Annotated in this window: 8 protein-coding genes; all 8 read right to left on the bottom strand. The window is 58.4% G+C overall.

Going from position 1 to position 12,952, the window contains the following annotated elements; all coding sequences use genetic code 11:
- Nucleotides 1–258: 258 nt before the first annotated feature.
- A complete protein-coding gene (locus PFH44_RS06300) occupies nucleotides 259–1,122 on the bottom strand; it encodes a dimethyl sulfoxide reductase anchor subunit family protein (protein ID WP_283824587.1) in 864 nt (287 codons plus the stop codon).
- 1 nt (nucleotide 1,123) lies between these two features.
- Nucleotides 1,124–1,741, bottom strand: a complete 618-nt coding sequence (locus tag PFH44_RS06295; RefSeq protein WP_041144785.1) for a DMSO/selenate family reductase complex B subunit — start codon at nucleotides 1,739–1,741, stop codon at nucleotides 1,124–1,126.
- 10 nt (nucleotides 1,742–1,751) lie between these two features.
- Entirely contained in the window at nucleotides 1,752–4,190 is a 2,439-nt protein-coding gene (gene dmsA / locus PFH44_RS06290) for a dimethylsulfoxide reductase subunit A (RefSeq protein ID WP_283824586.1), read from the bottom strand.
- A 201-nt stretch (nucleotides 4,191–4,391) separates the two neighbouring features.
- Nucleotides 4,392–5,684 carry a serine--tRNA ligase gene (serS, locus tag PFH44_RS06285; protein WP_283824585.1) on the bottom strand — a complete coding sequence of 431 codons (1,293 nt, stop codon included), beginning with the start codon at nucleotides 5,682–5,684 and terminating at the stop codon, nucleotides 4,392–4,394.
- A gap of 92 nt (nucleotides 5,685–5,776) precedes the next feature.
- Nucleotides 5,777–7,120, bottom strand: a complete 1,344-nt coding sequence (gene rarA / locus PFH44_RS06280) for a replication-associated recombination protein RarA (RefSeq protein WP_045854638.1) — start codon at nucleotides 7,118–7,120, stop codon at nucleotides 5,777–5,779.
- Nucleotides 7,121–7,128: 8 nt separating this feature from the next.
- Nucleotides 7,129–7,740, bottom strand: a complete 612-nt coding sequence (gene lolA, locus PFH44_RS06275; RefSeq protein ID WP_041144781.1) for an outer membrane lipoprotein periplasmic chaperone LolA — start codon at nucleotides 7,738–7,740, stop codon at nucleotides 7,129–7,131.
- 132 nt (nucleotides 7,741–7,872) lie between these two features.
- On the bottom strand, nucleotides 7,873–11,844 hold the full coding sequence (ftsK, locus tag PFH44_RS06270; protein ID WP_283824584.1) for a DNA translocase FtsK: 3,972 nt from the start codon (nucleotides 11,842–11,844) through the stop codon (nucleotides 7,873–7,875).
- A 135-nt stretch (nucleotides 11,845–11,979) separates the two neighbouring features.
- Nucleotides 11,980–12,474: a leucine-responsive transcriptional regulator Lrp gene (lrp, locus tag PFH44_RS06265; RefSeq protein WP_000228469.1), complete on the bottom strand. Its 495-nt coding sequence runs from the start codon at nucleotides 12,472–12,474 to the stop codon at nucleotides 11,980–11,982.
- Nucleotides 12,475–12,952 lie beyond the last annotated feature (478 nt).

The raw sequence follows: 12,952 nt of genomic DNA, 5'->3' as shown, positions 1-12,952 counted from the left end.
GGAAGTTCGGATTTCGTGCGCATCATGCCACCGCTATAAACATTGTCAATCCACCTGAAATCAGGCAGGACGCGGTTTCTCGGGCAACGATTGAAGTTTTTTATCCATCGGCGAGGCGGCAGAATTATTCTTTATATTATTCCATTGTTTTTATTAATTTATTGGAATTAACGGGCGGGAATATCAGTTGAAATATTTCATGAAGAGAGCGCATTTTTTATCGCGCCGGAACCGCGAAGTTCCGGCGCGAATAGCGGCTTAGCTGGCGATCGCCATGCCCACCGTCATATGCAGACCGTAGAAGACCCCGCGGCCGACCATCTCACCCACCAGCACCAGCACGAACGCCAGGCCCAGCAGCGGCAGCGCCGGCTGATATCCTTTAAGCATCGGCGCAACCCAGCACGCCAGCGCCAGCGCCAGGGCCGCCACTCGCCACGCCATCAGCGAGCCGTAGTCCGGCACCAGCGCAGACGCCTGCTGGATAGAGCTGTGGATAGTCGACAGCTCGCTTCCCTGCATCAGCGCCACGGCCACGCTCGCCACCAGGGCCACCAGCGTGACGGCGGGCAGCAGGCGCATCGCCCAGCCGTTCACGCCGGCCGCGCGCAGCAGCAGATAGCCCAGCAGCGGTCCGCCGATAAACAGCGTCAGGAAGAAGCTCAGCGGCGTCCAGACGCTATACCAGGTCGGGACCGTATCAATGGTGTTGTACACCCGAACCATCATCCAGACGAAGATGACGCCCAGCACCATCGTGACGATTAGCCACGGGCTGCGCAGCCCGGCCGGCAGCTTCTTAACCGCCGCCAGCAGCCAGCCAATACCGCCGACGGCGAAGAAGAGCGCTCCGCTGGCGATTTCGTTACTCAGCGACGAGGCGCCGACGCGGTTGAGCGAATTGAAGGCCCGCATCGGCGACCCCAGGTGCAGCGTCGAGGCGATAAACCCAATCCCCATCAGCACCCACAGGCCAAACATGCTCAGCACCACGCGCTGCTGCTGCTCACGCGACAGGCTGCCTTTCATAAGCGCCAGCGCCAGGACAATGAAGCCCCCTACCACGCACTGACCAAAGACCGTGAAGATCATCAGCGGCCATTCATGCCATCCACTTCCCATCTCACACCTCCTTCGGGTTGGCCAGATAGCCGGTTGTATCGCCACACGGACGACTGTTGGCGTTCGGTTTAATGACAATGCTGGGTTGCGTAAAATGCGCCGACGGCAGCGGCGCAACGGCGGCCAGCTTGCCGTGCTTCTGCCGCAGCTCTTCGATTGGGCCAAAGTCCAGCGCCCGCAGCGGGCAGGACTCGACGCAGATCGGTTTTTTACCAACGGCGACGCGCTCGTGGCAGCCGTCGCACTTGGTCATATGCCCTTTCGCCGCGTTGTACTGCGGCGCGCCGTACGGGCAGGCCATATGGCAATAGCGGCAGCCGATACAGACGTCTTCATCCACCACCACAAAGCCATCATCGCGCTTGTGCATGGCGCCGCTCGGACAGACCTTGGTGCAGGCCGGATCCTCGCAGTGGTTACAGGCGATAGAGAGGTAGTAGGCAAACACGTTCTGCTGCCAGACGCCGTTATCCTCCTGCCAGTCGCCGCCCGCGTACTCATAAATGCGGCGGAAGCTGACGTCCGGCGTCAGGTTCTTATAGTCTTTACAAGCCAGTTCGCAGGTTTTACAACCGGTGCAACGGGCGGAATCGATAAAAAATCCATATTGAGTTGTCATCGGTTATTCCTTACAGCTTTTCAACCTGGACGAGGTTGGTATGCGACGGATTTCCTTTCGCCAGCGGCGACGGGCGTTGGGTGGTGAGCACGTTGATACTCCCCGCCTGATCCACGCGGCCTGCGTCCGGGTTATACCAGGCGCCCTCACCCAGCGCGACAACGCCCGGCATCATACGCGGCGTCACTTTGGCTTCGATATGCACCTCACCGCGGGCGTTGAAAATACGAATTCGGTCGCCGTTGGCGATACCTCGCGTCTTCGCATCAAGCGGGTTAATCCACATCTCCTGGCGACAGGCCGCCTGCAGCACGTCTACGTTGCCGTAGGTCGAGTGCACGCGAGATTTATAGTGGAAGCCGGTCAGCTGCAGCGGGAATTTCTCGGTCAGCGGATCGTTATAGTTCTCAAAGCCGGGGGTATAAATCGGCAGCGGATCGATAACGTCCCCTTCGGGTAACTCCCAGGTGGCGGCAATTTTTGCCAGCTCCTGCGAATAGATTTCGATTTTTCCCGACGGCGTGGTCAGCGGGTTAGCCTGCGGATTTTCACGGAACGCCTTATAGGCAACGTGATGGCCTTCCGGGTCACGCTGCTTATAGATCCCCTGCTTGCGGAAGGTCTCAAAGTCCGGGAGGTCGGGGATCGCTTTGCGGGAGATCTCGTGCAGATAGCGCATCCAGCCTTCCTGGCTACGGCCTTCCGTAAACTGCTGCTCCACACCCATGCGTTTCGCCAGCGCCGTCGTCATGTCATAAATCGTTTTGCATTCAAAGCGCGGCTTAATCGCCTCATCGGTGAAGATAACGTACGACATGTTGCCGCAGGAGGCATCCAGCGCGAAGTCCATCTGTTCGGAGGCGGTGCAGTCCGGCAGCAGGATATCGGCATATTTTGCCGACGAGGTCATATGGCAATCGATCACCACGATCATCTCGCACTTCCTGTCGTCCTGCAGAATTTCATGGGTACGGTTGATATCAGAGTGCTGGTTAATCAGGCAGTTGCCCGCATAGTTCCAGATCATCTTGATCGGCACATCGAGCTTGTCTTTGCCGCGAACCCCGTCACGGAGCGCCGTCATCTCCGGACCACGCTCGATGGCGTCGGTCCACATAAACATGGAGATGCTGGTCTCAACCGGGTTTTCCAGCGTCGGCATACGCTCAAACGGCAGATCGTATGAGCCCTCGCGCGCGCCGCTGTTGCCGCCGTTAATGCCGACGTTGCCGGTGAGAATAGAGAGCATCGAGATCGCCCGGGTGGCAATTTCACCGTTAGCGTGGCGCTGCGGCCCCCAGCCCTGGCTGATATAGGCGGGCTTCGCGCCGGCAATCTCGCGCGCCAGCTTCACGATGCGATCGGCCGGAATGCCGGTAATGGTTGACGCCCACTCGGGCGTTTTGGCGATACCGTCGCTGCCCTGGCCCAGGATCCAGGCCTTATAGTGGCCGTTTGCCGGCGCATCGGCAGGGAGCGTTTTTTCATCGTAACCAACGCAGTATTTATCGAGGAACGGGGTATCGACCAGGTTTTCGCTAATCATCACCCACGCCAGCGCGGAGACCAGCGCCGCGTCGGTACCCGGGCGAATCGGGATCCACTCGTCCTCACGACCGGCCCCGGTATCCGTATAGCGAGGATCGACAATGATCATCCGCGCATTGGATTTTTGTCGCGCCTGCTCCAGATAGTAGGTCACCCCGCCGCCGCTCATCCGCGTTTCGCCCGGGTTATTGCCAAACAGAACCACCAGCTGGCTGTTTTCAATATCCGACGGGCTGTTGCCGTCGGCCCAGCCGCCGTAGGTGTAGTTCAGCCCGGCGGCGATCTGCGCGGAGGAGTAGTCGCCGTAGTGATTAAGATAGCCCCCGCAGCAGTTCATCAGGCGGGCAATGAGCGTTTTTCCCGGCGGCCAGGAGCGGGTCATGGTCCCGCCCAGGGTTCCGGTGCCGTAGTTCAGGTAGATAGATTCGTTGCCATAGTCTTTGATCAGGCGCTGCATATTGCCGGCAATGGTATCGAACGCCTCTTCCCAGCTGATGCGCTCAAATTTCCCTTCGCCGCGTTTACCTACGCGCTTCATCGGGTACTTCAGACGATCGGGATTGTAGACGCGACGACGCATCGAGCGCCCGCGCAGGCAGGCGCGCACCTGGTGCAGGCCATCGTAGCTATCGTCACCGGTATTGTCTGTTTCAACGTATTTAATTTCACCATCAACGACGTGCATGCGCAGCGGGCAGCGGCTACCGCAGTTAACGGTACAGGCGCTCCAGGTCACCGTTTCGCCTGCCGGTGACAGGGTATCTGCGGCATGGGCAATGCGCGTGAAGGGTAGAGTAAATGCGTTACTGGCCACTGCCAGACCGCCAATCGCCGTGGTTTTCATTAAACCACGCCGGCTTACTTCGGCAGCCAGTAAAGCATCGGGGGCTTTAATTTTCATGGGTACTCGCTTGGGTTGCTCACAATTTACCGACAATCGTTATATAGATTTATATATAACGAAATTAGCTTTTATTGGTTTTTTATGCTGCTTTAACACCAAGGGAGTATGTAGGTATTGAACGGACGGGTTATTGCCCGGCATCAAGAAGGAGATGAAAAAAAAGCGCCCGTAGGCGCTTTTGAGAAGGGGGTAGCAAAATCAGCCGATGAACTCAAGGCCGCGCATATACGGGCGCAGAATTTCCGGGATTTCAATACGGCCGTCGGCCTGCTGATAGTTTTCCATCAGCGCAACCAGGGTACGACCCACTGCCAGGCCAGAGCCGTTCAGCGTATGGACCAGGCGCGTTTTCTTATCAGACTTGCTGCGGCAGCGTGCCTGCATGCGGCGCGCCTGGAAATCCCAGACGTTCGAGCAGGACGAAATTTCGCGGTAGGTATTCTGCGCCGGCACCCACACTTCCAGATCGTAGGTTTTGCACGCGCTGAAGCCCATATCGCCGGTGCAGAGCGCCACTTTACGGTATGGCAGACCCAGCAGCTGCAGAACTTTCTCCGCATGGCCGGTCATCTCTTCCAGCGCCGCCATGGAATCTTCCGGACGGACGATCTGCACCATCTCAACTTTATCGAACTGGTGCATACGGATCAGACCGCGAGTATCACGACCGTAGGATCCCGCTTCAGAGCGGAAGCACGGCGTATGCGCGGTCATTTTGATCGGCAGATCGTCTTCATCGATGATCTCATCGCGAACCAGGTTAGTCAGCGGAACTTCGGCGGTCGGGATCAGCGCGTAGTTGCTGCTATCCGCTTCTTCTTCCAGAGGACGAGTATGGAACAGGTCGCCGGCGAATTTCGGCAGCTGGCCGGTGCCATACAGCGTTTCCTGATTTACCAGATACGGGACATAGTTTTCACTGTAGCCGTGCTGTTCGGTATGCAGATCCAGCATAAACTGCGACAGCGCGCGGTGCAGACGAGCCAGCTGGCCCTTCATGACCACAAAGCGCGAGCCGGTCAGTTTAACCGCCGCAGCGAAGTCCAGCCCGCCGTGCATTTCGCCCAGGGTCACGTGATCGCGTACGTCAAAATCGAACTCGCGCGGGGTTCCCCAGCGGCTCACTTCGACGTTGTCGTTTTCACTTTTACCCAGCGGAACGTCGTCATGCGGGACGTTAGGAATGGTCAGCGCGATATCGCGGATCTCGGCCAGCAGCACGTCCAGATCGGTTTTCGCCGCATCCAGCTGTTCGCCAAGCTTGTTCACTTCCAGGCGTAACGGCTCGATATCTTCCCCACGCGCTTTCGCCTGGCCAATGGATTTCGATCGGGAGTTACGCTCCGCCTGCAGATTTTCAGTTTCAACCTGCAGAACTTTACGACGCTCTTCCAGAGCGCGCAGTTTATCTACATCCAGCTTAAAGCCCCGGCGTGCCAGTTTTTCAGCGACTGCGTCTGGCTCGGTACGCAGCAGATTGGGATCGAGCATGCTTATCCTGTGCTTATCGAATTAATAAAATGAAAAGTGGCCGCAGACTACGACCACCGGAATATCCTGGTAACCTTACCGCAACGCCTCTGTTAGCGGTAGCGTTTTGTGGGGCTATTTTGATCCTGTTCGGCAAGCCAGGCGAGCTTTTCGCCAATTTTCCCCTCAAGCCCTCGATTTGTTGGCCGATAATAGCGCGTTTGCGCCATTTCCTGCGGGAAGTACTCCTCGCCGGCGGCATAGGCGTTGGGCTCATCGTGGGCGTAGCGATACTGCTGGCCGTAGCCCATCTCTTTCATCAGCTTCGTCGGCGCGTTGCGCAAATGGACCGGCACGTCGTAGTCCGGACGTTCGCGGGCATCGGCCATCGCGGCCTTAAAGGCGCTGTAAACCGCGTTGCTCTTCGGCGCGCAGGCAAGATACACAATAGCCTGCGCAATCGCCCGCTCGCCTTCCGCAGGGCCGACTCGGGTAAAGCAGTCCCAGGCAGAGATAGCAACCTGCATGGCCCGAGGGTCGGCGTTGCCGACGTCTTCTGAGGCAATCGCCAGGCAGCGGCGGGCAACGTACAGCGGATCGCCGCCGGCGCTAATGATCCGCGCATACCAGTACAGCGCGGCGTCCGGCGCGCTGCCGCGCACGGACTTGTGCAGCGCCGAAATTAAATCGTAAAAGCGATCGCCCTTGTTATCAAAGCGCGCGCTGCGCTCGCCGGCAATTTCGGTCAGCAGTTCGGCCTTAAGCACCCGCTGACCGGCGGCGTCGGTTTCGGCCATATCGGCCATCATCTCCAGCGTGTTGAGCGCCCGGCGCGCATCGCCGTTTACCAGCTCGGCGATCGCCCGACGCGTGTCGTCAGGCAGCACAATATTTTGTCCGCCGTAGCCGCGGCCCGCATCGCTCATCGCCTGCGTGAGCACCTGCTCGATATCTTCCGTGGTGAGTGATTTCAACAGATAAACGCGCGCTCTCGATAACAGCGCGGAGTTGAGTTCAAAAGAGGGATTTTCCGTCGTCGCACCGATAAAGGTGATGGTGCCATCTTCGATATGCGGCAGAAACGCGTCCTGCTGGCTTTTATTGAAGCGGTGGACTTCGTCGACAAACAGGATGGTGCGCCGACCGGCGTTACGGTTCTGCCGGGCGCGTTCGATGGCTTCACGGATCTCCTTCACGCCGGAGGTCACGGCCGAAATACGCTCGACGTCGGCGCTGGCATAGCGAGCAATCACTTCCGCTAAGGTTGTTTTTCCGGTGCCCGGCGGGCCCCATAGAATCATCGAATGAAGATGCCCGGCCTCAATTGCCCGCGGCAAAGGTTTACCCGGTGCCAGCAAATGCTGCTGGCCGATGTACTGCGCTAAATTTTCTGGCCGCATACGGGCGGCCAGAGGTTGAAACGCATTGTCGGAAAAGTCGAGCGACAGATTGCCCACATTCGCCTCTATTTACGTTGATCGTCCACCGTAACCCCTTGCGGCGGCGTAAAGGTAAACTTAGATGCGTCTATCGCACCGTTTTGCTGCGACTTCAGCTGATAGCTGCTGCGCTGGTCGTCCTGCTCTACCGCGCTGAACTGATGAATGGTGCCATCACGCCCTACGTTAATGGTGAACTGCTTCAGGTTACCGCTGCCGCTTTTCGGCGTCAGGACAAAGTCATCGCCGTTTTGCTTAATATTGTACTGCTGCCAGTCGTTAGACTGGTTACGCGCAATCAGCATAAACGGCGTGTTGCTGGTGGCGTCTTTCAGCCAGGTGACGGTCGCCTGCTCAACGAACGGGTTATAGAACCACAGCGTTTTGCCGTCAGAGACCAGAATGCTTTCATCCGGCTGGGTCATGTGCCAGTTGAACAGATTCGGCCGCTTGACCCACAGATCGCCCTGTCCGTCCTGTACCGCATTGCCGCTGCCATCGGTCACTTTCTGCGTGAAGCTGGCGTGGAAGCTGCTCACCTTATCCAGACGGCTTTTCAAATCGCCGGCGGCGTCAGCCCAAACCTGGCTGACAACAAATCCAGACAGTAATGCACAGGTGATTGCGAGTTTTTTCATTGTTATTCCTTAATGTCCGTCAATGTGCGTCGCTCCCTGCGCGGGAGCCTCTTCTGCCCCTAATGTAGGACCGCCTGGCGCGGCGGGACAGAAGAATAGGCTGATTTTGCTCTTATTTACCCAACTTTGCACTCACTCGAAGGGCGGCGGCGCCAGCACTTCGCGGTTGCCGTTATGGCCCTGCTCGCTGACGATGCCCTGCGCTTCCATCTGCTCAATGATGCGCGCGGCGCGGTTATAGCCGATACGGAACTGACGCTGAACCCCGGAGATAGAGGCTTTACGCTTCTCGGTCACGAAGCTGACCGCCTGGTCGAACAGCGGATCCAGCTCTTCCCCGCCGTCAAATCCACCGCCGCCGCCGCCGCCGCCTTCGCTTTCGCTATCCGAAGTGATGCCGTCGACATACTGCGGACGCCCGCGCGCTTTCCAGTCCTGGACTACCGCATGGACCTCCTGATCGCGTACGAATGCGCCGTGAACGCGCACCGGGATCGTGGAGTTCGGCCCGGAGTAGAGCATATCCCCCATCCCCAGCAGCGATTCAGCCCCGCTCTGGTCAAGGATGGTACGCGAGTCAATTTTACTCGACACGGTGAACGCAATACGCGTCGGGATATTGGCCTTAATCAGGCCGGTGATCACGTCAACCGACGGGCGCTGGGTCGCCAGTACGAGGTGAATACCCGCCGCACGCGCTTTCTGCGCCAGACGAGCAATCAGCTCTTCTACTTTCTTACCCACGGTCATCATCAGGTCGGCGAATTCATCCACCAGCACCACGATGTAAGGCAGTTTTTCCAGCACCGGATGAACCGCATCCATGCTGTCGCCCGGCTTCCAGTACGGATCCGGAATTGGGCGCCCCATGCGCGCCGCCTCGGCAATCTTCTCGTTGTAGCCCGCCAGGTTACGCACGCCCAACGCTGACATCAGCTTGTAGCGGCGTTCCATCTCGTTCACGCTCCAGCGCAGAGCGTTGGCGGCGTCTTTCATGTCGGTAACCACTTCCGTCAGCAGGTGCGGGATCCCTTCATAGACCGACAGTTCGAGCATTTTGGGGTCGATCATAATGAAGCGCACGTCTTCCGGCTGCGCCTTGTAGAGCATGCTGAGGATCATGGCGTTGACGCCGACCGATTTACCGGAGCCGGTGGTACCGGCTACCAGCAGGTGCGGCATTTTTGCCAGGTCGGCGACGACCGGATCGCCGGCGATATCTTTGCCCAGCACCACGGTCAGCGGCGATGGGTTATCGCGGAACTTGGTGTTATCCAGCACTTCGCGCAGGTAGACGGTCTGACGTTTCTTATTCGGCAGTTCCAGGCCCACGTACGGCTTGCCGGGAATCACTTCCACGACGCGCACGGCAACCGTGGAGAGCGAGCGGGCAAGGTCGCGCGACAGGTTCGAAATACGCGCGGCCTTAACGCCCGGCGCCAGGTTCAGCTCAAAGCGGGTGATAACCGGGCCTGGCGAGTAGTTCACAACATCCGCTTTAATACGGAAATCGGCAAGGCGAGCTTCCACCAGGCGCGCCATTTGCTCCAGCGCGAAGGTATCAACCGGCTCTACCTCACTCGGCGGCGGCGTCAGCAGATCCAGAGACGGCAGCGGCGTCGTCGGCCGCTGCAGCGGATGGCTGTTGCCGTTACGCATCAGGAGCGGGTGAATCAGGCTCTCCTGCGGCTGCGGCGCCGGCTGTTGGACCGACGGCTGCATCGGGGCCTGAGGGGCCTGCTGCGGCTGGTAGCCCTGCGCCGCTGGCGCAGATTGTACCGGCTGCTGAGCCTGAGGCTGCTGGTAAGCAGGCTGCGGCGTCGGCTGCTGATAGTGCTGCACGGGCTGCGGTTGTACCTGCTGCGGCTGCTGTACCGGCTGATGCTGCGCCGGCTGCTGGTATTGCGGTGCCGACGGCTGAACCTCCGGCATCGGCGTAAACAGCGGCTCGCTCGGGCCGTCGTCCACCAGCGTTTTCATCGGCGAGAAGTCATAATCAGCCGGAGAGAACGGGTTCGCCCCGCGCGGCTGCTCGCTGCTGTAGCGCTGCTGCTGGGTGGCGGCAAACTGGCGAGCCAGCTCGGCTTCGGCGGCTAAATCGTCATCTCCGCCGTCGTCAGCCTGATAGACCTCACCGTAGCGCTGCTGCTGGGTGGCGGCAAACTGACGCGCCAGCTCGCCCTGCTCCAGTTCGTTAACTTCTTCATCGGTGAGCGGCTCATCGTCATAATTTTGATCAAGCTCCGCCTGGCGGGCGCGCTCTTCCGCGATGCGCTGAGAAGGCAGCTTAATGCCATACGATGCCAGCTCACGGCGCGTCGGTACGCGAACGCGGTTAGGACGCGGCAGCTTCGGACCAATGCCCTCTTTGACCTGCACGCGCGGCCCGCCCGTAGCCGGGCTGAACAGCGGCTCGGCGGATGACGCAGCGGAGACCACCGCGGCGGCGGTTGCACCAGCGCCCGCGGCCTGATGTACGCTGGCGGCGAGCGTAGTCACCGCAGCGGCATCAACAGGAGAAGATGGCGGCGGCGAGATAGGCCTGGTCGCAACCGGACTCGCAGGCTCAGGAATTGGCTGATACCAGGCGGCAAGCTGTTCGCGCTCACGCGCGCGCTTCTCTTCAACCTCTTCGAAATAGTACATCGGCGGACGCTGCGGCTTGACCTCTTCCTGAGGCGCTTCTGGCTCAATAGCAGGCGAGGCGGCATAAGGTTCCGGCTGATAAGCGGCCTCAGTCTGGTAGTGAGGCTGCTGCACCGGCGCCTGCTCAGGCTGATAAGCCTGCTGCGGCTGATATGCGGCTTCCGGCTGGTAATGAGGCTGCTGTACCGGCGCCTGCTCAGGCTGATAAGCCTGATGCGGCGGATACGTTGGCTCAGGGCGATAATGAGGCTGCTGCACCGGAGCCTGCTCTGGCTGATACGCCTGCTGCGGCTGATATGCGGCTTCAGGCTGGTAGTGAGGCTGCTGTACCGGAACCTGCTCCGGCTGATAAACCTGTGCCTCAGGCTGCCAGCCGGCCTGTGGAATCTGACCGGCTACCGGCTCAGCCCACGCCTGCGGCGCCGCGGTGGCTGCCGCAGCCGCGCTAACAGGATCGGCAATGCTATGGCCGTTCAGCAGCGGATCGTAGGGGTCAAAGTCCCCCGGACGCGTTGCGCTGGCACCGGAGAATAAGACATCGTCCGCATCTGCCGGGCGCGCGGCGCTGGCGCCAGAAAACAGCACATCGTCTGCCGCAACCGGCGCGCCGTTGGCGCTGAACTGAACCTCTTCCTCGGCATCATCCATGCGCTTACCGGAAAACAGCGCGGCGTCGGTCTTGCGCCCCAGCGGATTGGAGAATTTCTCTGCCAGACGCTGGCGACGCGCTAAAGCGCTGCGTAAAATTCGCGCGCGACGCGAGCCCTGCGGTTTCGCGGTTTCGTCGTCTTCATCATCTTCATATTCATCGTCGTCCTCATCAACCCAGGTGTCGTCCCGACGGGTACGGTTGCTGGCAAAGGTGAGGACGGACAGGATCGCGCCGCCGAGTTTTTCGGCAATGCTGACCCACGACCAGCCGGTAAACAGGGTTAAACCCGCCGCCCAGATGCAGAGCAGCGCAATAGTTCCGCCGCTGCTGTGCAGCAGCGGTTGCAGGGTGGTGCTCAGCAAGCTGCCAATGACCCCGCCCGAGGCGAAATACCAAATATCATCGGCATTGATAGAGGCCAGGCCACAGGAGGTGAGGATCAGCGCCAGCGCGCCAATCAGGCGCAGCGAAACGGCGAAATAGTCGATGTACTCGTCGTTAGTTTGATTGCGCCAGGCAAACCAGCAGCCGCCGATGATAATCACGGGAATGGTGTAAGCCATTACGCCAAAAATGAAAAATAGCGTATCGGCAAGCCAGGCTCCCGGCGTGCCGCCGATGTTGTGGATAGGCTCGTGCCAGGCCGTTTGCGACCAGCTTGGATCCGAGGGATTAAAGCTGAGTAAGGCCGCCATCAGCCAGATAGCAAAAAGGGTGCAAAGGATAAGTAACGCCTCAAGGAGTCGGCGCCCGCTGCTTAGCTTCGTCAGTTTGACTTCTTTGTCTTCGGTGTATTCCTGGCTCAAAAAAGGCTCTCCAGGTATCAGGCTGTTTCCTGCCTGCTGCTAAAACGGACAACAGTGCCGGGTCTCCCCGGCACTGTTGCTGTATGGATTAACAGGAGTGTAATCAAACTACGTCGATTTTGCACCTGTTCCGTGTTAGCGCGTCTTAATTACCAGACGATTGCTCTGCTTGACCTCTTCCATTACCACGTAGGTACGGGTGTCGTTTACGCCCGGCAGGCGCAGCAGGGTTTCGCCCAGTAGTTTACGATACGCTGACATGTCCGGTACGCGAGTTTTCAACAGGTAGTCGAAATCGCCGGATACCAGATGACACTCTTGAATTTCTTCAAGTTTTTGCACAGCGGCGTTAAATTGCTCAAACACATCCGGCGCGCCACGATTCAGAGTAATCTCAACAAATACCAGAAGTGATGCATCCAGATAATGCGGGTTAAGCAGCGCCGTATAGCCCTGAATAAAACCCTGTCTTTCCAGTCGACGCACGCGCTCAAGGCAAGGCGTCGGAGAAAGTCCCACCCGTTTAGAAAGTTCGACGTTAGAGATACGTCCATCTTTTTGTAACTCGTTCAGAATGTTACGATCGATGCGGTCGAGATCTTTGCCAGGGCGCTTCTTGCTATCTACCATTATTATTGTCTCTCTGTATTCCTTCCCTACTCCTGTTCTGACTCTGAGCCTTCACTGCCAGAGCCCATCCTGTTCTTACCCGTACGACTTGAGTAACCCAGGGGTACGTGAGAAGCCCGTTGCCTGACGGCAGCCACCGACATCACGCATGGCGTCTGTCCACACCATGCGTAGATTTCGCTAACCCGGATAAAAATGGCATTTGCATGCATGAAAATTCGCCACACGCAAAACGCTGCTTTTCTTCTTCCATGAATGTTTTCGCAAAAGCACAGGGGATTGTCAAAGCAAAACATCGATTTTTAGTACAAGATGCCAGATATTCATTATCCCCCCCCGTTGATTCTCATGTTTTCCTCTTATAATTGTGCTGCTGACAGTAGAATTAGTTATATTCTCCGTTCGTTAAATCGCCAGCTCATCGGCGGGTGCTATTGCACATATCGTTAACAAAATCGCTATGCTCTTTTTTTACGAC

Source organism: Klebsiella sp. Ech2A (genome assembly GCF_030078455.1).
GTDB lineage: Bacteria > Pseudomonadota > Gammaproteobacteria > Enterobacterales > Enterobacteriaceae > Klebsiella > Klebsiella terrigena.
The sequence above is the reverse complement of the archived record's forward strand: the minus strand, read 5'-3'. Positions and strand labels throughout refer to the sequence as shown.

What these genes read in the sequence shown, in the direction of transcription:
- PFH44_RS06300 (WP_283824587.1), bottom strand. Translation starts at nt 1,122, where the DNA reads ATGGGAAGTGGATGGCATGAATGGCCGCTGATGATCTTCACGGTCTTT.
- PFH44_RS06295 (WP_041144785.1), bottom strand. Translation starts at nt 1,741, where the DNA reads ATGACAACTCAATATGGATTTTTTATCGATTCCGCCCGTTGCACCGGT.
- dmsA (WP_283824586.1), bottom strand. Translation starts at nt 4,190, where the DNA reads ATGAAAATTAAAGCCCCCGATGCTTTACTGGCTGCCGAAGTAAGCCGG.
- serS (WP_283824585.1), bottom strand. Translation starts at nt 5,684, where the DNA reads ATGCTCGATCCCAATCTGCTGCGTACCGAGCCAGACGCAGTCGCTGAA.
- lolA (WP_041144781.1), bottom strand. Translation starts at nt 7,740, where the DNA reads ATGAAAAAACTCGCAATCACCTGTGCATTACTGTCTGGATTTGTTGTC.
- lrp (WP_000228469.1), bottom strand. Translation starts at nt 12,474, where the DNA reads ATGGTAGATAGCAAGAAGCGCCCTGGCAAAGATCTCGACCGCATCGAT.